At 69.8% G+C, this 20,193-nt stretch carries 23 protein-coding genes; 9 read left to right on the forward strand and 14 right to left on the reverse strand.

The window, feature by feature from the left end; genetic code table 11:
- The first annotated feature begins 41 nt into the window (after positions 1 to 41).
- Both trpS and PXH83_RS18615 read left to right on the forward strand, forming a co-directional pair.
- Positions 42 to 1,055: a tryptophan--tRNA ligase gene (trpS, locus tag PXH83_RS18610; RefSeq protein WP_214921222.1), complete on the forward strand. Its 1,014-nt coding sequence runs from the start codon at positions 42 to 44 to the stop codon at positions 1,053 to 1,055.
- 153 nt (positions 1,056 to 1,208) lie between these two features.
- Positions 1,209 to 1,802, forward strand: coding sequence for a 2'-5' RNA ligase family protein (locus PXH83_RS18615; RefSeq protein WP_274561506.1), 594 nt, complete (start codon positions 1,209 to 1,211; stop codon positions 1,800 to 1,802).
- Between the two features lie 29 nt (positions 1,803 to 1,831).
- Here the strand turns inward: PXH83_RS18615 and PXH83_RS18620 are convergent, their stop codons facing one another.
- Complete coding sequence (locus tag PXH83_RS18620) at positions 1,832 to 2,590, reverse strand: decaprenylphospho-beta-D-erythro-pentofuranosid-2-ulose 2-reductase (RefSeq protein ID WP_274561507.1); 759 nt, start codon at positions 2,588 to 2,590, stop codon at positions 1,832 to 1,834.
- Positions 2,591 to 2,608: 18 nt separating this feature from the next.
- Positions 2,609 to 3,985: a decaprenylphosphoryl-beta-D-ribose oxidase gene (locus PXH83_RS18625; RefSeq protein WP_274561508.1), complete on the reverse strand. Its 1,377-nt coding sequence runs from the start codon at positions 3,983 to 3,985 to the stop codon at positions 2,609 to 2,611.
- A 122-nt stretch (positions 3,986 to 4,107) separates the two neighbouring features.
- On the opposite strand from PXH83_RS18625, the gene PXH83_RS18630 reads away from it, so the two are divergent.
- From PXH83_RS18630 to PXH83_RS18640, 3 genes are read left to right on the forward strand one after another with little or no spacing between them, the layout of a single operon-like run.
- Positions 4,108 to 4,647: a phosphatase PAP2 family protein gene (locus tag PXH83_RS18630; protein ID WP_274561509.1), complete on the forward strand. Its 540-nt coding sequence runs from the start codon at positions 4,108 to 4,110 to the stop codon at positions 4,645 to 4,647.
- Positions 4,640 to 5,575, forward strand: coding sequence for a decaprenyl-phosphate phosphoribosyltransferase (locus PXH83_RS18635; RefSeq protein WP_420803183.1), 936 nt, complete (start codon positions 4,640 to 4,642; stop codon positions 5,573 to 5,575). Before PXH83_RS18630 ends, PXH83_RS18635 begins: the two co-directional genes overlap by 8 nt.
- Positions 5,563 to 6,528, forward strand: coding sequence for a YihY/virulence factor BrkB family protein (locus PXH83_RS18640; protein ID WP_274561510.1), 966 nt, complete (start codon positions 5,563 to 5,565; stop codon positions 6,526 to 6,528). Before PXH83_RS18635 ends, PXH83_RS18640 begins: the two co-directional genes overlap by 13 nt.
- Here the strand turns inward: PXH83_RS18640 and PXH83_RS18645 are convergent.
- Positions 6,476 to 7,747 (reverse strand): D-alanyl-D-alanine carboxypeptidase family protein, encoded by a 1,272-nt coding sequence (locus PXH83_RS18645; RefSeq protein ID WP_274561511.1) that lies wholly within the window; start codon positions 7,745 to 7,747, stop codon positions 6,476 to 6,478. The genes PXH83_RS18640 and PXH83_RS18645 overlap by 53 nt on opposite strands.
- Before the next feature lie 124 nt (positions 7,748 to 7,871).
- Between PXH83_RS18645 and PXH83_RS18650 the strand changes: the two genes are divergently transcribed.
- Positions 7,872 to 8,123, forward strand: a complete 252-nt coding sequence (locus tag PXH83_RS18650; protein ID WP_274561512.1) for an SCO4848 family membrane protein — start codon at positions 7,872 to 7,874, stop codon at positions 8,121 to 8,123.
- A gap of 8 nt (positions 8,124 to 8,131) precedes the next feature.
- A complete protein-coding gene (locus PXH83_RS18655; RefSeq protein ID WP_274561513.1) occupies positions 8,132 to 9,454 on the forward strand; it encodes a metallophosphoesterase in 1,323 nt (440 codons plus the stop codon).
- A gap of 95 nt (positions 9,455 to 9,549) precedes the next feature.
- On the opposite strand, the gene PXH83_RS18660 is transcribed toward PXH83_RS18655, so the two are convergent.
- The 9 genes from PXH83_RS18660 to PXH83_RS18705 all read right to left on the reverse strand — a co-directional run bounded on the left by PXH83_RS18660 (position 9,550) and on the right by PXH83_RS18705 (position 16,292).
- Entirely contained in the window at positions 9,550 to 10,284 is a 735-nt protein-coding gene (locus PXH83_RS18660) for a TetR/AcrR family transcriptional regulator (RefSeq protein WP_420803184.1), read from the reverse strand.
- A complete protein-coding gene (locus PXH83_RS18665) occupies positions 10,266 to 10,676 on the reverse strand; it encodes a thiol-disulfide oxidoreductase DCC family protein (protein WP_274561514.1) in 411 nt (136 codons plus the stop codon). Before PXH83_RS18665 ends, PXH83_RS18660 begins: the two co-directional genes overlap by 19 nt.
- Positions 10,677 to 10,681: 5 nt before the next feature.
- Positions 10,682 to 11,125 (reverse strand): hypothetical protein, encoded by a 444-nt coding sequence (locus PXH83_RS18670; RefSeq protein WP_274561515.1) that lies wholly within the window; start codon positions 11,123 to 11,125, stop codon positions 10,682 to 10,684.
- Between the two features lie 353 nt (positions 11,126 to 11,478).
- Complete coding sequence (locus tag PXH83_RS18680) at positions 11,479 to 12,006, reverse strand: hypothetical protein (protein ID WP_274561516.1); 528 nt, start codon at positions 12,004 to 12,006, stop codon at positions 11,479 to 11,481.
- A 125-nt stretch (positions 12,007 to 12,131) separates the two neighbouring features.
- Positions 12,132 to 12,899 carry a succinate dehydrogenase iron-sulfur subunit gene (locus PXH83_RS18685; protein WP_274561517.1) on the reverse strand — a complete coding sequence of 256 codons (768 nt, stop codon included), beginning with the start codon at positions 12,897 to 12,899 and terminating at the stop codon, positions 12,132 to 12,134.
- The gene (sdhA, locus tag PXH83_RS18690) at positions 12,899 to 14,653 is read right to left on the reverse strand and encodes a succinate dehydrogenase flavoprotein subunit (RefSeq protein ID WP_274561518.1); all 1,755 of its coding nucleotides are present in this window, start codon (positions 14,651 to 14,653) and stop codon (positions 12,899 to 12,901) included. Before sdhA ends, PXH83_RS18685 begins: the two co-directional genes overlap by 1 nt.
- Before the next feature lie 22 nt (positions 14,654 to 14,675).
- Positions 14,676 to 15,158, reverse strand: a complete 483-nt coding sequence (locus PXH83_RS18695) for a succinate dehydrogenase hydrophobic membrane anchor subunit (RefSeq protein ID WP_274561519.1) — start codon at positions 15,156 to 15,158, stop codon at positions 14,676 to 14,678.
- Between the two features lie 7 nt (positions 15,159 to 15,165).
- Complete coding sequence (gene sdhC, locus PXH83_RS18700; RefSeq protein WP_214921237.1) at positions 15,166 to 15,546, reverse strand: succinate dehydrogenase, cytochrome b556 subunit; 381 nt, start codon at positions 15,544 to 15,546, stop codon at positions 15,166 to 15,168.
- 167 nt (positions 15,547 to 15,713) lie between these two features.
- Positions 15,714 to 16,292: a 2-oxo-4-hydroxy-4-carboxy-5-ureidoimidazoline decarboxylase gene (locus PXH83_RS18705; protein ID WP_274562894.1), complete on the reverse strand. Its 579-nt coding sequence runs from the start codon at positions 16,290 to 16,292 to the stop codon at positions 15,714 to 15,716.
- A gap of 167 nt (positions 16,293 to 16,459) precedes the next feature.
- On the opposite strand from PXH83_RS18705, the gene PXH83_RS18710 reads away from it, so the two are divergent.
- Both PXH83_RS18710 and PXH83_RS18715 read left to right on the forward strand, forming a co-directional pair.
- Positions 16,460 to 18,103 (forward strand): beta-N-acetylhexosaminidase, encoded by a 1,644-nt coding sequence (locus PXH83_RS18710; protein WP_420803231.1) that lies wholly within the window; start codon positions 16,460 to 16,462, stop codon positions 18,101 to 18,103.
- A gap of 217 nt (positions 18,104 to 18,320) precedes the next feature.
- Positions 18,321 to 18,911: a hypothetical protein gene (locus PXH83_RS18715; protein ID WP_274561521.1), complete on the forward strand. Its 591-nt coding sequence runs from the start codon at positions 18,321 to 18,323 to the stop codon at positions 18,909 to 18,911.
- 11 nt (positions 18,912 to 18,922) lie between these two features.
- Here the strand turns inward: PXH83_RS18715 and PXH83_RS18720 are convergent, their stop codons facing one another.
- Together PXH83_RS18720 and PXH83_RS18725 are read right to left on the reverse strand one after the other, a co-directional pair.
- Positions 18,923 to 19,375 (reverse strand): DUF1877 family protein, encoded by a 453-nt coding sequence (locus PXH83_RS18720; RefSeq protein WP_274561522.1) that lies wholly within the window; start codon positions 19,373 to 19,375, stop codon positions 18,923 to 18,925.
- Between the two features lie 38 nt (positions 19,376 to 19,413).
- Positions 19,414 to 20,142 (reverse strand): hypothetical protein, encoded by a 729-nt coding sequence (locus PXH83_RS18725; RefSeq protein ID WP_274561523.1) that lies wholly within the window; start codon positions 20,140 to 20,142, stop codon positions 19,414 to 19,416.
- Positions 20,143 to 20,193 lie beyond the last annotated feature (51 nt).

The following is a 20,193-nucleotide window of genomic DNA, read 5'->3' on the forward strand; positions in this document are numbered from 1 at the left end:
CGGAGAACCGAGCTGGGTTCCACACCTGAGAGAATGAGTTCATGGCCTCTGATCGTCCTCGCGTGCTCTCCGGCATCCAGCCCACCGCAGGCTCGTTCCACCTCGGCAACTACCTTGGCGCCGTGCGCCAGTGGGTCGCCCTGCAGGAATCCCACGACGCGTTCTACATGGTCGTCGACCTGCACGCGATCACCGTTCCGCAGGACCCCGCCGCGCTCCGCGCCAACACCCGGCTCGCCGTCGCCCAGCTGCTGGCCGCCGGCCTCGACCCGGACCGCTGCACGCTCTTCGTCCAGAGCCACGTCCCCGAGCACGCCCAGCTCGGCTGGGTCATGAACTGCTTCACCGGCTTTGGTGAGGCGTCCCGTATGACGCAGTTCAAGGACAAGTCCGCCAAGCAGGGCTCCGACCGCGCGACCGTCGGCCTCTTCACGTACCCGATCCTCCAGGTCGCGGACATCCTGCTGTACCAGGCAGACCAGGTCCCGGTCGGCGAGGACCAGCGCCAGCACATCGAGCTGACCCGCGACCTCGCCGAGCGCTTCAACGGCCGGTTCGGCGACACGTTCACCGTCCCGGCGCCGTACATCCTCAAGGAGACGGGCAAGATCTTCGATCTCCAGGACCCGGCGATCAAGATGAGCAAGTCGGCGTCGACGCCGAAGGGCCTGATCAACCTCCTCGACGAGCCCAAGGCCACCGCCAAGAAGATCAAGAGTGCGGTCACGGACACGGACACCGTGATCCGTTACGACGCTGTCGAGAAGCCGGGCGTCAGCAACCTGCTCTCCATCTACTCCACGCTCACCGGCGCCACCGTCGCCGAGCTGGAGAAGAAGTACGAGGGCAAGATGTACGGCGCGCTGAAAACGGACCTCGCCGAGGTGATGGTGGACTTCGTCACGCCGTTCAGGACCCGCACCCAGGAATATCTGGACGACCCGGAGACGCTGGACTCAATCCTGGCCAAGGGCGCCGAAAAGGCCCGCGCAGTAGCCGCCGAGACCCTTGCCCAGGCCTACGACAAGGTCGGTCTCCTGCCCGCCAAGCACTGACCCGCCCAGCGCGGAGCGGACGCCCACAGGGGCCGGGCACAAGGCTCTGACCAAGGACTCTGGCCACAAGGGCGCCGCGCCCGCCACACTGCACACTGGCAGAACCACACAGGACAGCACCACAGGACGTACCGGACTACGGAGGAGAACGACATGGGGACCGTAACGCTCGGCGTTTCGATCGCGGTCCCGGAGCCGTACGGCAGCCTGCTCCAGCAGCGGCGCGCGAGCTTCGGGGATCCTGCCGCGCACGGCATCCCCACGCATGTCACCCTCCTCCCGCCGACCGAGATCGACGCCTCGCTGCTGCCCGCGGTCGAGGCGCATCTCGCCGCGGTCGCGGCGTCGGGCCGCTCGTTCCCGATGCGGCTGTCCGGCACCGGTACGTTCCGCCCGCTCTCCCCGGTCGTCTTTGTGCAGGTCGTGGAAGGCGCGGCGGCCTGCGCGTGGCTCCAGAAGCGGGTCAGGGACGCGTCGGGCCCGCTCGTGCGCGAGCTGCACTTCCCGTACCACCCGCACGTCACGGTCGCCCACGGCATCTCCGAAGAGGGCATGGACCGGGCGTACGAGGAGCTCTCGGAGTACGAGGCGGAGTGGGCCTGCAGCGGTTTCGCGCTGTACGAGCAGGGGGCGGACGGCGTGTGGCGCAAGCTCTGCGAGTACGCGTTCGGGGGTGGCACGGCGGGTGTCGTGCCTGCGCAGAATTCACCGGTCGATGAACCGGCGGCGCCTTCACTGCGGTCCTGAGCCTCTGGGGTCCTCAAGCGCCGGACGGCTCAGTATGCGCTCATGCGCCTGAACAGCGGCCTCGGTACGTGGCGCAGTGCCGACATCACCAGGCGCAGCGCTCCCGGCACCCACACCGTCTCCGAGCGCCGTCGCAGGCCCAGCTCGATCGCCGCCGCGACCGCCTCCGGGGTCGTCGCCAGGGGGGTCTCCGCGCGGCCCGCCGTCATTTTCGACCGTACGAATCCGGGGCGTACGACCATCACGTGCACGCCTGTCCCGTGCAGTGCGTCGCCGAGCCCCTGTGTGAACGCGTCCAGGCCCGCCTTGCTCGACCCATAGATGAAATTCGCGCGGCGGGCGCGCTCGCCCGCCACCGATGACAGTACGACCAGCGATCCGTGGCCCTGCTCCTGGAGAGCGTTCGCACACACGAGGCCTGCCGAGACGGCGCCCGTGTAGTTGGTCTGCGCGACCCGGACCGCCGCCAGTGGCTCCGCCTCGTCGCGCGCCTGGTCGCCGAGGATCCCGAAGGCCAGCAGCACCATGTCGATGTCCCCCTCGGCGAAGACCTTGCCGAGCACCTCTTCGTGCGACGTGGAGTCGAGGGCGTCGAAGGCGACGGTACGCACGTCGGCGCCCAGCGCGCGCAGCCCCGCAGCGGCCGATTCGAGGGCGGGGGAGGGCCGCCCTGCCAGCCAGACCGTACGGGTGCGGCGGGCCACCAGGCGGCGGGCCGTTGCGAGGCCGATCGCCGACGTACCGCCGAGAATGAGCAGGGACTGAGGGGTGCCGAAGGCGTCCTTCATGGATGAGCTCCTGGTACGTCAGAGGGAGAGGCGGCGGGAGAGGTCTGACGTGAACACGCCCAAGGGGTCCAACTCGGCCCTCAGCGCACGGAATCGGGCCAGTTTCGGATACATCGGCGCCAGCATCTCGGGCCGCAGCCGGGAGTCCTTGGCCAGGTAGACACGCCCCCCGGCCGCCGCGACCTCCTCGTCCAGCTCGTCGAGGAACGCGCCGAGCCCGGACAGGTTCGCCGGGATGTCCAGGGCCAGCGTCCAGCCGGGCATCGGAAAGGACAGCCACCCCGGATCGCCGTCGCCGAACCACTTCAGCACGGCGAGGAACGACGGGCACCCCCGCCCGCCGCCCGTACAGGAGGAGATGCGCCGGACGATGCGGCGCAGGGCGTCCTCCTGCCCGTACCCGACGACGAACTGGTACTGAACGAACCCGCTGCGCCCGTAGAGCCGGTTCCAGTGCGGTACGCCGTCCAGCGGGTGGAAGAAGGCCGACAGCTTCTGGATTTCCCCGGTCCGGCGCGCGCGGGGGGCCGTGCGGTACCGGAGCTCGTTGAACAGGCCCACGGTCGTACGGCCGAGCAGCCCGTCCGGTACGAAGCGTGGCGCGGCGGGGAGCCGGCCGGGGCTGAAGGCGAGCGGCGACCGGCGGGCGCGCGACGGGAGCGCGTCCAGCGGGGCGTGCTCCCCGCGCGTGAGGACCGAGCGCCCCGTCGAGGCACCGCGCGCGAGCAGGTCGATCCAGGCGACCGAGTAGCGGTAGCGGTGGTCGTCGGCGGTGAGCCTGGCCATCAGGTCGTCCAGGTCACTTGCCCGTTCGGTGTCGACGCACATCAACGAGGTTTCGACGGGCAGCAGTTGGACGGTCGCGGAGAGGATGACGCCGGTCAGGCCCATGCCGCCCGCCGTCGCGTCGAAGAGATCGGTGCCGGACGGGACGGTGCGTACCTCGCCGTCGGCGGTGAGCAGGTCGAACGACAGGACATGGCGGGAGAAGGACCCCGACCCGTGGTGGTTCTTGCCGTGGATGTCCGCACCGATCGCGCCGCCGACGGTCACATACCGGGTCCCGGGCGTCACCGGTACGAACCAGCCGAGCGGCAGCAGCACTTCCATCAGCCGGTGCAGACTCACGCCCGCGTCGCACACCACGACGCCCGCCTCCGCGTCGATCCTGCGGATGCGGTCGAGGCCGGTCATGTCGAGCACGGAGCCGCCCGCGTTCTGCGCCGCGTCGCCGTACGCCCGCCCGAGGCCGCGTGCGATACCGCCGCGTGCGCCGTGCGCGGCGCATTCGACGACGGCGGCCGCCGCTTCCTCGTACGAACGCGGCCGGATCAGCCGGGCGGTGGTCGGGGCCGTGCGGCCCCAGCCGGTCACTGAGACGGTGTCGACAGACATGGCTCCGACCGTATCGCTCCGCCTGACCCCGTATAGCCCATAAAGGTGTCAATTGCGTGATTCACCCACCTTGTCGTGAATAGTGGGATTAACTGAAGTGGAGAGCGGGAGAGGGGTGACAGATGCGAGAAGCCGATCGCCGTCTGCTGTCGGCCATGCGGGACTGCGGTACGGACCCGCACGTTGCGGCCGCCGCCCGCGGGCTCTCCTGGTGCGGCGAGCACGGCGCCGTCTGGATCGCCGCCGGCCTCCTGGGCGCGGGCGCCGACCACGACCACCGCCGGGCCTGGCTGCGCGGTACGGCACTGATCGGCGCGGCACACCTCGCGAGCATGGCCGTCAAGCTGGCCGTACGCCGCGCGCGCCCCCAACTCCCCGCCCTGGAGCCCCTGGTACGTACCGCCGGGCGGCACTCCTTCCCCAGCTCGCACGCGGCTTCGGCGGCCGCCGCCGCGGTGGCCTTCGGCGCGCTGCGCCCCGGCGGCGGCAACATCGCGGCGCCGCTGGCCGCAGCCATGTGCGTGTCCCGGCTGGTCGCCGGCGTGCACTACCCGACCGATGTCGCGGCGGGCGCCCTGCTCGGCGGGCTCACGGCCGGGCTCGGGGCGGCCTGGATGACGCGGCCGGCCGCCGCGCCCGACGGGGGAGCAGGGAGTGTCTGAGCGCGGCATCACGGCACTGGTCACCCAGCCCCTGCACTCCCCGCCGGGAGACCCCGTCCGCCGCTCCCTGAGCCTGTCCGGAGGGCTGCTGCGCACCGCGCGCCCCCGCCAGTGGGTCAAGAACACCCTGGTCGTCGCCGCGCCCGCCGCCGCCGGAGAACTGGCTTCCCGGCACACCCTCACCCAACTGGCCGTGGTCTTCGTACTGTTCACCGCCGCCGCGTCCGCCGTCTACCTCATCAACGACGCGCGCGACGCCGAAGCCGACCGTGCCCACCCCGTCAAGTGCCGCCGCGCCGTCGCCGCCGGACAGGTGCCCGCATCCGTCGCGTACACCGCAGGGTTCCTGCTCGCGCTGCTCGCGCCCGCTGCCGCCGTCCTGCTCTGCAATCCGATGACCGCCGCCCTGTTGACGGTGTACGTCGTCATGCAACTCGCGTACTGCATATGGTTCAAACACGTACTCGTCGTCGATCTGGTCGTCGTCACCAGCGGATTCCTGATGCGCGCGATGATCGGCGGCGTCGCCCTGCAGATCCCCCTCTCCCGCTGGTTCCTGATCACCGCGGGCTTCGGCGCGCTCTTCATGGTCGCCGCCAAGCGCTACTCGGAGGCCGTGCAGATGGAGGACCGGGCGCAGTCGCCCGGCGCCACCCGGGCGCTGCTCGGCGAATACACCACCGGATACCTGCGCTTCGTATGGCAGTTGGCGGCAGGCGTCGCCGTGCTCGGCTACTGCCTGTGGGCGCTGGAGAGCGGCGGCACCGCCAACGGCAGCCTGCTGCCCTGGCGTCAGCTCTCGCTGATCGCCTTCATCCTCGCGGTGCTGCGGTACGCCGTCTTCGCCGACCGGGGCACGGCGGGAGCACCTGCGGCCAGGACACTGGATCTCGCGACGGAGGGTAAGCGCATCCCATGGACTGGCTGAAGAAACTGCCCGTCGTCGGCCCCCTCGTGACACGGCTGATGGTCACTCACGCCTGGCACACGTACGAGACACTCGACCGTGTCCACTGGACCCGGCTGGCCGCCGCGATCACCTTCATCAGCTTCCTGGCACTCTTCCCGCTGATCACCGTCGGCGCGGCGATTGCCGCGGCCCTGCTCTCCGACGACCAGCTGAACCGCCTGGAAGGAAAGATCGCCGAGCAGGTGCCGGGCATCTCCGGGCAGCTCGACTTCGGATCACTCGTGGACAACGCGGGCACCGTCGGAATCGTCGCGGGCGCCCTGCTGCTCTTCACCGGCATCGGCTGGGTCGGCTCCATGAGGGGATGCCTGCGGGCCGTATGGGGGCTGGACGACGAGGAGGGCAACCCCTTCCTGCGCAAGCTCAAGGACGCCGGAGTGCTGATCGGTCTCGGCGTGACCGGGCTCGCGTCCCTGGCCGCCTCCTCCGTCGGATCGACCGCCGTCGACTGGACCGCCGAACAGCTCGGCATCTCCGGAAGCGGTGCGGGCGGCGTCCTGCTGCAGATCATCGCCATCGCCCTGGCTGTCTGCGCGGACTTCGTCATCCTGCTGTATCTGCTGACGCTGATGCCCGGTGTGCAGCCGGTCAGGCACCGGTTGTTCACCGCCGCGCTCATCGGCGCCGTCGGCTTCGAACTGCTCAAGCTGCTGCTCGGCGGCTACATGAAGGGCGTCGCCGCGAAGAGCATGTACGGCGCCTTCGGCGTCCCCGTCGCCCTGCTCCTGTGGATCAACTTCAGCGCGAAGCTGCTGCTGTGCTGCGCCGCCTGGACGGCGACGCAGCGCGGCGACGAGGAGGCCGGGGGCGACGAGGAGGCCGGCGGCGGGGACGAGCCCGGCGGCGGGGACGAGCCTGCTAGCGGCGGGGACGACGACGTACGAGGGCGGGAAGGGGCCAGCGCCGGTTGACCAGGTACACCCCGCCGACGAGCAGCAGCAGCGCGCCGCCCGTGACGGCGAGCGCGACGCCGGCGCCGCTCGAATCGCGGTCGGTCGAGGCGAGCTGCGCCTCGTTCTTCTCCGACGTGTCCGATCCCTTGCCCTTGGCGTCCTTGCCCGCGCCCGGTTCCTTGGCGGACGGGGCGCCCTTGCTGGTCTCCGCCGACTTCGGCGGCACCAGCTCGCCGACCGGGGCGACCTTCCCGGCCGCCGCGAAGCCCCAGTCGAGGAGGCGTGCGGCCTCCTTGTAGACGGCGTGCCCCTCGTTCGCCGACGGGTTCATGACGGTGACGAGCAGCACCTTGTCACCGCGCTGGGCGACACCGGTGAAGGTCGCTCCGGCGTGGGTGGTGCTGCCGTTCTTGATGCCCGCCACGCCCTTGTACGGCGAGATGCCGTAGTCGCCCGTCAGCAGGCGGTTGGTGTTCTGGATCTGGAAGCTCTCGCGCTTCTTCCCCTTCTTCTTCTCACCGGGGAACGTGGCGCTCGGCGTCGCGCAGTACTCGCGGAAGTCCTTCTTCTGCATCCCGCTGCGGGCGATGAGCGTCAGGTCGTACGCGCTGCTGACCTGGCCCTTCGCGTCGTAACCGTCGGGCGAGACGACAGAGGTGTCCAGCGCCTGAAGCTCTTCCGCGTGCGTCTGCATGTCCCGTACGGTCTTGGACATTCCGCCGTTCATCGCGGACAGCACATGCACGGCGTCATTGCCCGAGCGCAGGAACACCCCGAGCCACATGTCGTGGACCGTGTAGGTGTGGTCCTCCTTGATGCCGACGAGGCTGCTGCCCTCGCCGACGTTCGCGAGCTCGGCCTGAGTCACCTTGTGGACCTGCCGCTTGGGCAGGCGCGGCAGGACCGTGTCCGCGAAGAGCATCTTCATGGTCGAGGCGGGAGGCAGCCGCCAGTGGGCGTTGTGCGCCGCGAGTACGGCGCCCGACTCGGCGTCGGCGACGATCCACGATCTGCCGCTCAGCTCCTTCGGCAGCACCGGCGCACCCCGGCCGAGCTTCACCTGCGTACCGGGCCGGCCGAGCTGTGATCCACCGACCGTCGACATCACGGACGGTGGGTTCGGCTGCTTCCTGCCCGGGTTGTCGTCCGTCGTTGCCGCGTGCGCGGGCAAGGCGGTGAGAGCGGGCAGCAACGCGGTGGCGAGGACCGTCAGTGCGGTCTTTTTAACAGAAGACACGCACGAGAACGTACATGGCGTGATCAAGGATGCCGACAGGGCGTGTGTGACCCGCCGTGGGCTCCGCCGGGACAGCCCAGCCCCCGGGCGGCGGGGGCCCGGGGACGGCGGTGATACTGAGCCTATGAAGCTCAGCCGCTCCGTCTCCTGGTTCCTGCTCGCCTTCGGGGTGTGGAGCTGGTTCATCTGGGTCACTTTCGCTCGGAATCTGTGGAAGGACGCCAGCGGGCTCGCCTTTGACGACGCGGGTGACCCGACCACGTACTTCTGGGTGCATCTGCTGCTTGCCGTTACGTCCTTTCTTCTGGGGACGGCCGTTGGGGTGATCGGGTTGCGTGGAGTGCGGGCCCTTCGACGTGAGCGGAGCCGGGGATAACTGTGGGCATGGTCTTGGGTCTCCTCGCGGGTGCGGTCGTGGTGGTCGCCGTGCTGGGCGGGGCGCACTGGTACGTCTGGCGGCGGCTGGTCCGCGACACCACGGCGCGCGGCGGTCTTGCCCGGCGCGCGGGCACGGTCGCGGTGGTGGTCCTGCCGCTGCTGACGGTGGGTGCGTTGGTCTCGGGGCGGGCGCATGCGCCGTTCTGGGTGCAGCAGGTGGTGGCCTGGCCGGGGTATCTCTGGCTGGCGGTGCTGATGTACCTGGTGATGGCGCTGGTGGTGGGGGAGGCGGTACGGCCCCTGCTGCGGCGGGGGTTGGAGCGGCGGTCCGCCCCTGCCCCGGCGGCGCTTCCCGAGGCGTTGGGGGAGGCCGCCCCCAGTGGCTCGGGGCGTGCGTCCTCGGGCGGTAGCGGTGGCGGCAGCGGTGGCGGTACGGACACGGTGACGATGCCCCCGGCGGCGACGACGCCTGCGGCCCCCACGGCGCCCACGGCCCCGGCCGGTGTTTCGCGGCGCCTGTTCGTTTCGCGGGTGGTCGGCGGAGGCGCGGCGGCCGCGGCGCTGGGGACCGTGGGATACGGGACGTACGGGGTGCTGCGCGGGCCCCGGGTGAAGCGGGTCGTGGTGCCGCTGGCCAAACTGCCGCGGGGCGCCCACGGGTTCCGGATCGCCGTCGTCAGCGACGTACACCTGGGACCGATTCTCGGCCGCGCCCACACCCAGCGCATCGTCGACACGATCAACGCCACCCAGCCCGATCTGGTGGCCGTCGTCGGCGACCTCGTCGACGGGAGCGTGGCCGACCTCGGGTACGCCGCCGAGCCGCTCGCGCAGTTGGAGGCGCGGCACGGGTCGTACTTCGTCACCGGCAACCACGAGTACTTCTCCGGTGCGGAGCAGTGGGTCGAGCATGTGCGTGAGCTCGGGCTGCGGCCGCTGGAGAACGACCGCGTCGAGATCGCGGGCTTCGACCTCGCCGGGGTCAACGACGTCGCGGGCGAGAGCGAAGGGCAGGGACCGGACTTCGTACGCGCGTTGGGGGACCGCGACCGCACGCGGGCCTCGGTGCTGCTCGCCCATCAGCCGGTCGTCATCCACGACGCGGTGAAGCACGGCGTGGATCTGCAGCTCTCCGGACACACGCACGGCGGCCAGCTCTGGCCCGGCAACTTCATCGCCGCCCGGGCGAACCCGACGCTGGCGGGCCTTGAGCGGTACGGCGACACCCAGCTGTACGTCTCGCGGGGCGCCGGGGCGTGGGGGCCGCCGGTGCGCGTGGGGGCGGAGTCCGACATCACGGTGGTCGAGCTGGCTTCACGCCGGGCGTAGGCGCACGCCGGCGCCGGGCCCGGCCGACGGTCGGTCAGCCTCGCTGTCGGTCCGTCTCGCTGTCGGCTCGCCTTGCTTGTCGGTCCGCCTTGCGGTCAGTGCGCCTTGTGCGAGGCCACCGTCTGGGCCATCCCCGGCAGGAAGTCCGTGAACAGCTCGTGCACTTCGCGCACGAGCGGACGCAGCACCCGGAAGCGGGCGAGCGCGACCCCGCGGGCGGTGAGGCGGGCGCCGCGTTCGGCGAGGCGGCGACTGCGTTCCCGGTCCTCGGAGCGGTCGAACACCCAGTACAGGACCAGTCCCATCTGGGAGAGCCACATCAACTCCGGCAGGATGTCCCGCAGTTCCTCGGCCACCTTGGCCTTGGAGCCGGCCAGCACCTCCCGGTGAACGGCGATGGCCGCCTCGCGGGCGTGCTCCGACTCTGGGGAGAAGGGGCTCAGCGGGCTCTCGGGGTCCGCCGCGTTCTTGAAGAACTGGGCCGCGAACTCGTGGTACGGCGCGGCGATGTCCAGCCAGGCCTTCAGCACCCCGGCCATCCGCGCCTCCAGATCTGTCTCCTTGTCCAGTACGGGACGGACCGCCGCCTGGTGTTCGGCGGCGATCCGGTCGTAGAAGCCCTGGACGAGGTGTTCCTTGGAGCCGAAGTAGTAGTACGCGTTCCCTACGGAGACGCCCGCCTCCTTGGCGATGGCCCGCATGGTGGTCTTGTCGTAACCGCGGTCCTGGAAGAGCTGGAGCGCGGTCTCGAGGATGAGCGTGCGGGTCTGCTCGCTCTTGGGGGCCTTGTCTTCTTTCACGGTGTCCGAGCCTAACCGGGTACGGAGCACCGCTCGCCGCAGGGCGTTCCCCCGGCTGCCCCGGCCCCTGTCGCCTCGCGGTACTTGGCCGCCGCGAGCATCGTGACCCGTACGAAGGGGGCGCCCGCCGGGGTGGCGAGCCAGTGGGCTCTGGGCCGGTGCTCGGCCAGGGCCCAGAGGCAGACGACGAAGGCGGCGGGCCCGGCGTAGATCTGGCCCCTGTCACCGATGACGGTGATCTCCCGCAGGGTACGGGCGTGGTCGAGGCGCGGGTACCGGCGCCGCGCCTCGACCGAACCGGCGGGGACCAGGTCCAGCGGTACGAGCTGGCGTTGGCGCAGCAGCCAGCTCCGCAGGTGGACGCAGAGGGAGCACTGGGCGTCGTACAGGACCGTCAGTCTGCGGACCGGTGTGTGGCCCATCGCGCTCACGCCCCGGCGGGACCGGTGGCGGGTGCGGCCCACGGGCCCTGACCGGCCTGGTGCGTCCAGCCCTGCGGCGGAACCGGCGGGACCTGCTCGCGCTCCATGATGCTGCGCCGCCGGATCTTGTTGAGGACCCAGACATTGCCGAGGTGCATGACGCCAAGGACGAGCAGGACGACACCGAGCTTCACCGAGAGCGCCTCGAAGAGCCCACGGGCGTCGTCGACGGCGTCCGCCGCCTTGAGGTAGAGGGCGACGAACCCGAGGTTGACCAGGTAGAAGCCGACCACCAGGAGGTGGTTGACCGCGTCGGCGAGCTTCTCGTCCCCGTGCAGGACGCTCGCGATGAAGATGCGTCCGTTGCGGCTCAGCGTCCGCGCGACCCAGATGGTGAGCGCGACGCTGATCAGCAGGTAGACGACGTAGGCGACAACAGTGAGGTCCATACCCCACCCCTTCTTGAACGTGTTCAAAAGGCTGGCAGGAAGGAATCTAGACCTCTTTTTGAACATGTTCAAGCGCGGAGCCCGGGGCGTCAGGGCGTACGGCGGTGGAGGACGGCCCGGCGGCGCTCGGGCGCGGCGAACGCAGGCATTCGCCGACGTTCAGTCGTCGGCGTGGAGGGGGGATTCGGCGGACGCCTTCGCGGCGATCCCGGCGATCCAGGAGGCGCACTTCATCGCAGGCAGCAACTGCGGGACGTACTACGCCGGTTGTACGAGCTCGACGGTGTCAGCGGCACCCGGGCGACGGTGTCGCCGGAGAGGCTCTTCGAACGGCCGGTGACACCGCACGAGCCTCAGACGCTGAGCGAGCGGGCGTAGTTGATCTGGCCCATGATCATGTGGAAGGAGTGGGGACCGACGGCCGGGACCATCGTCGAGTGGTGCCGACCGCCACTGGTGACCGTGACCTGGATGAAGCCGGTCGTCTGCTTCTCCTTCATCAGGAGGAAGAGCAGGCCGATCAGGCAGAGCAGGGCGAAGACGATGGCCAGCACGATCGCGACCGTCGGGATCTTCTCCTCCGTGCGCGACATGTCGGTCGCCGTCCACACCGCGCCCTTGAGGGGCATCGTGCCCGACGGCGTCACGATCGAGTCGTTCATGACGGTGATGTCACCGATCGACATCAGCGGCGCACCACCGCCGACCCCCGCCGGAGGCCCGGCGTAGGGCATCGGCGTACCGTCTGCCACCGTCGGCTGCTGCGGATAGCCGTACCCGGGCGCGTTGTTGGGGTATCCGTAACCCGGAGTCGGACCCCACTGGTAATTTCCGTTCGGGTCACCGTCCGCCGCGTACGGATTCGGATTCTGCTCGCTCATGTTCCCCGTGCTCCCCTCGGCGCGCGTGCAATACCCCTGATCCTGGCACACCATGGCGAAAGCCCGCCCCCCGTTCGCACCGGGGGCGGGCCTTCGTACAGAAACAGCTCAAGCGCCGGGAACAGCTAGAAGCGGCGCGTGATCAGCGCACGCTTGACTTCCTGGATCGCCTTGGTGACCTCGATGCCGCGCGGGCAGGCGTCCGTGCAGTTGAACGTCGTACGGCAACGCCACACGCCGTCCTTGTCGTTCAGGATCTCCAGCCGCTGCTCGCCGCCCTCGTCACGCGAGTCGAAGATGAAGCGGTGCGCGTTGACGATCGCCGCCGGGCCGAAGTACTGGCCGTCGTTCCAGAACACCGGGCACGAGGACGTGCACGCGGCGCACAGGATGCACTTGGTGGTGTCGTCGAACCGCTCGCGGTCCTCGGCGGACTGCAGACGCTCGCGCGTCGGCTCGTTGCCCTTCGTGATGAGGAAGGGCATGACATCGCGGTACGCCTGGAAGAACGGGTCCATGTCGACCACGAGGTCCTTGAGGACCGTGAGGCCCTTTATGGCCTCGACCGTGATCGGCTTCTCCGGGTTGATGTCCTTGATCAGCGTCTTGCAGGCGAGCCTGTTCTTGCCGTTGATCCGCATCGCGTCGGAGCCGCAGATGCCGTGCGCGCACGAGCGACGGAACGTCAGCGTGCCGTCGGTCTCCCACTTGATCTTGTGGAGACCGTCGAGCACCCGCTCCTTCGGGTCGATCTCGATCTGGAAGTCCTGCCACTCGGCCTCGGCAGAAATCTCCGGGTTGAAGCGGCGGATCCGGAAGGTGACCGTGATGTACGGGGAGGCGACCGACGCGGGCTTCGCGTCCTCGACCTTCTCCAGAGTCGTCGTAGACATCAGTACTTACGCTCCATCGGCTGGTAGCGGGTCTGGACGACCGGCTTGTAGTCGAGCCGGATCGACTCGGAGCCGTCGTCGCCCACCTCGCGGTACGCCATGGTGTGGCGCATGAAGTTGACGTCGTCGCGGTTCGGGTAGTCCTCGCGGTAGTGACCGCCGCGGGACTCCTTGCGCGCCAGGGCGGACACGGCCATGACCTCGGCCAGGTCGAGCAGGTTGCCCAGCTCGATGGCCTCCAGGAGGTCGGTGTTGAAGCGCTTGCCCTTGTCCTGGATCGAGACGTTGAGGTAACGCTCGCGCAGCTCGCCGATCTTCTCGACCGCCGTCTTGATCGTCTGCTCGGTACGGAACACCATCACGTTGGCGTCCATCGTCTCCTGCAGCTCCCGGCGGATGTCGTGGACCCGCTCGGTGCCGGTGTTGCTGCGCAGGCGCTCGACCTGCGCGACGACGAGCGACGCCGGGTCCTCGGGGAGCTCGACGTAGTCGCTCACGGCCGAGTACTCCGCGGCGGCGATGCCTGCACGCTTGCCGAAGACGTTGATGTCGAGCAGCGAGTTGGTGCCCAGACGGTTCGCGCCGTGCACCGAGACGCAGGCGACCTCACCGGCGGCGTACAGACCCGGAACGACGGTGGTGTTGTCCGCGAGGACCTCACCCTTGACGTTCGTCGGGATGCCGCCCATGGCGTAGTGCGCGGTCGGCTGGATCGGGATCGGGTCCGTGTACGGCTCGATGCCCAGGTACGTACGCGCGAACTCCGTGATGTCCGGGAGCTTGGCGTCGAGCTGCTCCGGCGGCAGGTGCGTCAGGTCGAGGAAGACGTGGTCGCCCTCGGGCCCGCAGCCGCGGCCCTCGCGGATCTCGGTGTAGATGGAGCGCGAGACGACGTCACGGGACGCGAGGTCCTTCATGACCGGCGCGTACTTCTCCATGAAGCGCTCGCCGTCCTTGTTGCGGAGGATGCCGCCCTCACCACGGGCGCCCTCCGTCAGCAGGATGCCCATGCGCCAGATGCCCGTCGGGTGGAACTGGAAGAACTCCATGTCCTCCAGCGGCAGACCGCGGCGGTAGGCCGCTGCCTGGCCGTCACCGGTCAGGGTGTGCGCGTTCGACGTCACCTTGAAGAACTTGCCGGTGCCGCCGGAGGCGAAGATGATCGCCTTCGCCTGGAAGACGTGGATCTCGCCGGTCGCCAGCTCGTACGCGACGACGCCCGCGGACTTGCGGACCCCGTCGACGTCCTGCATCAGCAGGTCGAGGACGTAGAACTCGTTGAAGAACTCCACACCCTCCTTGACGCAGTTCTGGTACAGCGTCTGGAGGATCATGTGGCCGGTGCGGTCCGACGCGTAGCAGGACCGGCGGACCGGGGCCTCACCGTGGTTGCGGGAGTGACCGCCGAAGCGGCGCTGGTCGATGGTGCCGTCCGGGGTGCGGTTGAACGGCAGGCCCATCTTCTCCAGGTCGAGAACGGAGTCGATGGCCTCCTTCGCCAGGATCTCAGCGGCGTCCTGGTCGACCAGGTAGTCGCCGCCCTTGATCGTGTCGAAGGTGTGCCACTCCCAGTTGTCCTCCTCCACGTTCGCCAGCGCGGCGGCCATGCCGCCCTGCGCGGCGCCCGTGTGGGACCTGGTCGGGTACAGCTTCGTCAGCACGGCGGTGCGGCTGCGCTTCGTCGACTCGATGGCCGCGCGCATGCCGGCGCCACCGGCGCCGACGATGACGGTGTCGTACTTGTGAATCTTCATGGTGGTTGCCTCAGCCCCGGGCCTAGCGGATGTTCGGGTCGAAGGTGAAGATCACCAGCGTGCCCAGAAGGACGGTGAACACCGTGGCGGTGTACAGCAGGTTCTTCAGCCAGAAGCGGGTGTTGGGCCGCTCCGCGTAGTCGTTGATGACGGTACGCAGGCCGTTGGCGCCGTGCAGCATCGCGAGCCACAGCATGAGCAGGTCCCAGGTCTGCCAGAACGGCGAGGCCCAGCGGCCGGCCACGAAGGCGAAGCCGATCTTGGACACGCCGCCGTCCAGCACGAGCTGGATCAGCAGGTGGCCGAGGACCAGGACGACCAGCACGATGCCGGACAGCCGCATGAACAGCCAGCCGTACAGCTCGAAGTTCGTGCGGGTGGCCTTGGGCGTCTTCTTGGTACGAACGCGTGGGGCTTCGATGACGGGAGCCGGGTTGTCGATATTGAACGGTCCCACAGGCTCTACGCCCTCGACGGGACCGACTGCGGAAGTGGTCTCAGACATGTCTGCGTCAGCTCCCGAAGACTTCGCGTACGGCGTGGCCGAGCACGGGGTAGAGCGCGCCTGCCATCAGCACGATCCAGATGCCCATGACGGTCCAGAGCATCTGCTTCTGGTAGCGGGGGCCCTTGGACCAGAAGTCCACGGCGACGACCCTGAGGCCGTTCAGCGCGTGGAACAGGATGGCGGCGACAAGGCCGTACTCGAGCAGTGCCACGAGAGGGGTCTTGTAGGTGGCCACGACATCGTCATACGCCTCGGGAGAGACGCGGACGAGAGCGGTGTCGAGGACGTGTACGAACAGGAAGAAGAAAATGAGGACGCCGGTGACTCGATGAGCCACCCAGGACCACATACCTTCCCGGCCGCGATACAGCGTTCCAGCCGGCACGGAAAAACCCTCCGGGAGCGGGGATCAGGGCCATGCCGGCTTCTGTGTCGGTCTGGCCCGGCCGGGTACGGTCCACCGGCCCCGGCCATCGTAGCGACGACTTGTCGGTTCGTTCGCGCGGGGTCCACAGGTGTGATCAAAGTGGCAATCAAACAGCCACGGACGGGCTATCGGGCCGGTCGGGGGCGGCCCGTGTGGCCAGGATGATCAGCATTTTCCCGGAAATCGACGGATTTCTGAGGTTCGGATACGAGGTGCGCGAGCCGTCCGCGTGCCAGCCTGCGCAGTTCGTCGGCGGCGACGGCCCGCTCCTCGTCCACTTCGTTGCCCAACCGGGTGCGGATCCCGCCGAGCACCTGGTTGAGCTGCTCCTCCGGGCGCAGGCCGTCCAGACAGATCACGAAGGCGTGCCCGAAGCTGCTCTCGTACGCGGCGTGGGCGGCGCGCAGCGCGGTGTGCGCGCTGGCGGGGGCGCCGTCGCGCAGGCCCGCGGAGGACTCGTCGGCCAGGGCGTCGGAGATCTCGTCGCAGGACAGGTCGTACGCCGCCTCGTCGGCCGCGGCGAGCAGGGATTCGAGATCGGGGTACGGGCGGTGCGCGACCAGCCGCTGCGCCCAGCGGCGGCTGCCGCAGCAGGCGAGCAGGGCGGCTTCGGCGGCGCCGGCGGGCGCGGCGTTGAACCGGTCCAGACCGGCTGCGACCGCCGGTCCGTGCTTCTGCTGGGGTACGGGCGTTCGACCGGACAGCGTGAGCTCCTCGAATGGGACCGACGAGAAGGGCGGTGCGGGTGTGCCCCAACGCTATCGATGGTCCGGGAGGGCTGTCCGACGGATGCGGCGATTTCACCCGGACGGGAGAGTTTGGGCACACATTGTGGAAGTTTGGTGGCCCATTCGGCATCGTTCGCCCAATGATGTCGCAATTCCGGGGTCCCCTGGCCGTGGCCGCCGTCTCCCTGTCCATCCCGCTCATAGCCCTCGCCGTACCGTCCAAGCCGTCCGCGCCGACGGCGGCACCGGCAGCACCCTCCAAGTCGGCGTCCCCCAAGCCGGCGGCGCCCTCGAAGCCGGCAGCGGCACCCTCGAAGCCGGCAGCGGCACCCTCGAAGCCGGCGGCACCGTCCGCGCCTGCGGGGCCGTCCAAGGCGCCCGGCGCCATCCCGTCGGTGCGGGAGTACGACGCCGCGACCGGCCCCGGCTGGCAGCCCGGCCGTGGCACGCGGGTCGTCGTGGCACCGGACAACAGCCGGGTGCTCGCCGACGAGGGAAGGCTCCTGGCCCAGGAACTGAAGCGGGGCTTCTTGCCCGCCGGGTCCGGCCGCGCGGGTGACATCGAGCTCGCGATCATGCCCGGGGGCGCCCCCGAGTCGTACACCCTCACCGTGCGTGACGGGCGTGTACGCGTCACAGGCGCCGACGAGGCCGGTGTCTTCTACGGGACCCGCACCGTCAAGCAGGCGCTGAACGCCGACGGCCGGCTGTCGGAGGGCGTCGTCCGCGACCGCCCCGCCAAGCCGCAGCGCGGGCTGATGCTCGACATCGCACGCAAGCACTTCACCGCCGGGTGGATCGAGGACACCGTCCGCGAGATGGCCGACCTCAAGCTCAACCAGCTCGGCCTGCACTTCTCCGACGACCAGGGCTTCCGTATCGCATCGGACAGCCACCCCGAGGTGGTCTCCGAGCAGCACCTCACCAAGGCCGAGGTCCGGCGCATCGTGAAGCTGGCCGCCAGCCGCCACATCACGGTGATCCCGGAGATCGACTCGCCCGGCCACCTCGGAGCGGTGACGCGCGCGCACCCCGGACTCCAGCTGCGCGACACCAGCGGCGTGGCGGCGCCCGGCGCCGTGGACATCGCCAACCCCGAATCGGCGCGGATCGTGGACGACCTGCTGCGCGAGTACGCCGACGTCTTCCCCGGCCGGTACTGGCACCTCGGCGGCGACGAGTACCAGGCACTGATGAAGCGGGACCCCGAGGCGTCGTACCCGGGACTCGCCCGCCAGGCCGTCCGCTCGTACGGCCCCGACGCGAAGATCCAGGACCTGGCCACCGGCTGGCTGAACGACCGCGCCGAGACGCTGCGCCCCCACGGCAAGCGCCTGAAGGCATGGAACGACGGCCTCCACGCCGGCGGCGTCGTCAAGGCTGACCAGGACCGCGAGGTCGAGTACTGGACCGGCAAGGAGCTGGGCGCGCGGCAGCCGGTGGAGTACCTGAACGAGGGACGCGAGCTGGTCAACGCCAACGACGAGTACCTCTACTACGTACTCGGTGAGCCGAACACCTTCACCTACCCGACGGGCCGCCGCATCTACGAGGACTGGACCCCGCTCGTCCTGCGCGGCACGACCCCCGTACCGGCGCGCTACTCGGACCAGATCCTCGGCGGCCGCCTCGCCGTCTGGTGCGACCTGTCGAACGCCCAGACGCAGGAGCAGGTCGCGCGCGGCATCCACCTGCCGCTGCGCGCCCTCGCCCAGAAGACCTGGGACTCGGGCAAGCCGGCCCTCGGCTGGGAGGGCTTCAAGGCGCTGGCCGGGCGTACGGGCTGAGCTGCGGAATCGTGATGGACGGCCGGTACGCGCGCTGACGCGCATGCAGCACCTCAAGGCCACGGCAGGGCCCGCTGGTTCAACTGAGCCGCCGCTTCCTGGACCGGCTGGGACTGTGATCGTCGGTGAGCGGGCTGTGACGTAAACGCGGCGCTGTACGCAGTCGGAAGGAGAGGGTCCGCAATCGTGCGGGCCAAGCAGTGCCTATGGAGGCATCGTGACCCTGGTGGAACTGATCGGCCGCGCCGATGAACGGAGCCTGGCCGCGAGCGCGGTCGCCTGCCTGGACCGCTGCCTGCCGCTGCTGGAGTACGTCGAAGGCGCCGGGCGCATAGGCCTCGACACCGACGAGGCGCTCAGACCCCTGTGGGTCGCGGTCGAGGGCGGCGACGCCTGGCTCGGCCAGCTGCGCAGGGTCGCGGCCGTCGTGCAGCGCGTCGCGGGTGCGGCCCCCGGCGAACTGGCTCCTTTCGCCATCCGCATGGCCTCGGCGGTCCCGGCCGCGTACCACGGTCCCGAACTGCGCGACTGGGCCGAGGACTGCTCGGCCGCGGTGCTGGAGGTCCATCTGCGGCTGGACGGGGTGGCGACGGGCAACGACGAGGCGCGTGTGAAGGCGTACCGGAACGGCGAGACCGACGGCATCAGCCCGCTCACGTCCGGCGAACTGCGCCGCCAGGCCCAGCTCCTCGAAATGCTCGCCGAAGGCTCGGGCGGCGGCGGGCTGAACCACGCCCTCCAGCTCTCGAACGAGGGCAAGCGCGTACTGCGGGCCGCGGCCTCACGCCGGGCCCGCAACAAGGGCTGAGCGGCTCTGCCTCAGACGAGCAGCCACTTCACGACCGCACGGCCCTCGTCGGCGGCGCGCGCGTAGAAGGCGCGGAGCTCGCCGTGACAGCCGGCGAAGTGGTCCCGGACTTCCGACGCGTCGTAGGGCTGCCCGTACAGCCTCGTCAGGTCCTCGCGTCCGGCCTGCCACAGCGCGTCGAACGACACCGTGGCCAGGTACGCGGCGGCCTCCGCCACCTGCGGCGGGGTGAGGACGACGAACGGCGGCAGCTGGTGGTCCGGGTAGTGGACCGGCCGCCCGCCGAGCACCGGCAGCTCCTCGGGGCCGGGCGGGCCCGGACGGGCCGGCGCACCCGAGTACAGGCGCTCGACGTCGAGGTAGTCCTTGTCCAGTACGGCTTCGGTCGCGGTCCGGCACCGGGCGCGGACGACGTCCCAGTCGTCGGCGAACAGTGCCCGCAGGTGGTCGGGATCGTCGCTCACGACCTCCTGGGGCACCGAACGCAGATGGAAGCAGAGGCTCAACTCGCCGCCTTGCCCGCGTGCTCAGCCAGCTTGGTGACCTGGCTGGTGAAGAGATCCTGCGGGAGCTTCGCCTTCGCCGGCTGGGCGAGGTGGATGGTGAAGAACGACGCCACGGTGTTGTCCTCGCGCACGAGCGTGAAGCGCATCGGGACCTGCGTGCCCTGGACCTCGCCCGTCATCACGAAGGACAGCGAGTCGTCGCCGGCCTTCGCGTTCTGCTCCGGCTTCACCGAGACGTACTTGACCGTCGCACCGCCGTTGTTGCCGGTCGTCGAGAAGCCGCCCGCGCAGTTGGTCATCGCCTTGCGGACACCGTCGAGGGTCTGCTGGGCGCCTTCCCCTTCGTACGAGAGAAGGCCGGTCGTCACGGCCAGGCCCGGCGCGGTGGCGGAACCGTAGGTGCGGCTGGCCCAGGCTTCGGCCTCGGGCGTACGGCCCGTGCCGGACGCCGTCATGTCGGCAAGGGCGGTGCACTCCGGCTTGTCGGCCTTGGGGCGCACGGCGGGGGCGGTGTTGTCCTCGGCCTCGTAGGCCTTCGCGTCGGCCTTGCCGACGAGGGCCGCCTTGAGCTGGGCCTCGGTCAGGACGGCGCCCTGAGACTCCTTCGCGGGCTGGTCGGTCTTGGGGGAGTTGGCGTCCGAGCTCGAACAGCCCGTCGTCAGGGCCAGCAGGGCGGCCGCAGCGGTGACGGCCGGGACGAGAGTGCGTGAAGCGAGGGTCTTCATGACTGCCTTACTGGTGGGACCTACTGGCCGAAAGGGCCGGGGCCCCTCCTG

The sequence above is a fragment of the Streptomyces spiramyceticus genome, from assembly GCF_028807635.1.
Lineage (GTDB): Bacteria > Actinomycetota > Actinomycetes > Streptomycetales > Streptomycetaceae > Streptomyces > Streptomyces spiramyceticus.

Coding starts and splice junctions, on each gene's coding strand:
- trpS (WP_214921222.1), top strand. CDS start 42: ATGGCCTCTGATCGTCCTCGCGTGCTCTCCGGCATCCAGCCCACCGCA.
- PXH83_RS18615 (WP_274561506.1), top strand. CDS start 1,209: ATGGGGACCGTAACGCTCGGCGTTTCGATCGCGGTCCCGGAGCCGTAC.
- PXH83_RS18620 (WP_274561507.1), bottom strand. CDS start 2,590: ATGAAGGACGCCTTCGGCACCCCTCAGTCCCTGCTCATTCTCGGCGGT.
- PXH83_RS18625 (WP_274561508.1), bottom strand. CDS start 3,985: ATGTCTGTCGACACCGTCTCAGTGACCGGCTGGGGCCGCACGGCCCCG.
- PXH83_RS18630 (WP_274561509.1), top strand. CDS start 4,108: ATGCGAGAAGCCGATCGCCGTCTGCTGTCGGCCATGCGGGACTGCGGT.
- PXH83_RS18640 (WP_274561510.1), top strand. CDS start 5,563: ATGGACTGGCTGAAGAAACTGCCCGTCGTCGGCCCCCTCGTGACACGG.
- PXH83_RS18650 (WP_274561512.1), top strand. CDS start 7,872: ATGAAGCTCAGCCGCTCCGTCTCCTGGTTCCTGCTCGCCTTCGGGGTG.
- PXH83_RS18655 (WP_274561513.1), top strand. CDS start 8,132: ATGGTCTTGGGTCTCCTCGCGGGTGCGGTCGTGGTGGTCGCCGTGCTG.
- PXH83_RS18665 (WP_274561514.1), bottom strand. CDS start 10,676: ATGGGCCACACACCGGTCCGCAGACTGACGGTCCTGTACGACGCCCAG.
- PXH83_RS18670 (WP_274561515.1), bottom strand. CDS start 11,125: ATGGACCTCACTGTTGTCGCCTACGTCGTCTACCTGCTGATCAGCGTC.
- PXH83_RS18680 (WP_274561516.1), bottom strand. CDS start 12,006: ATGAGCGAGCAGAATCCGAATCCGTACGCGGCGGACGGTGACCCGAAC.
- PXH83_RS18685 (WP_274561517.1), bottom strand. CDS start 12,899: ATGTCTACGACGACTCTGGAGAAGGTCGAGGACGCGAAGCCCGCGTCG.
- sdhA (WP_274561518.1), bottom strand. CDS start 14,653: ATGAAGATTCACAAGTACGACACCGTCATCGTCGGCGCCGGTGGCGCC.
- PXH83_RS18695 (WP_274561519.1), bottom strand. CDS start 15,158: ATGTCTGAGACCACTTCCGCAGTCGGTCCCGTCGAGGGCGTAGAGCCT.
- PXH83_RS18710 (WP_420803231.1), top strand. CDS start 16,460: ATGTCGCAATTCCGGGGTCCCCTGGCCGTGGCCGCCGTCTCCCTGTCC.
- PXH83_RS18725 (WP_274561523.1), bottom strand. CDS start 20,142: ATGAAGACCCTCGCTTCACGCACTCTCGTCCCGGCCGTCACCGCTGCG.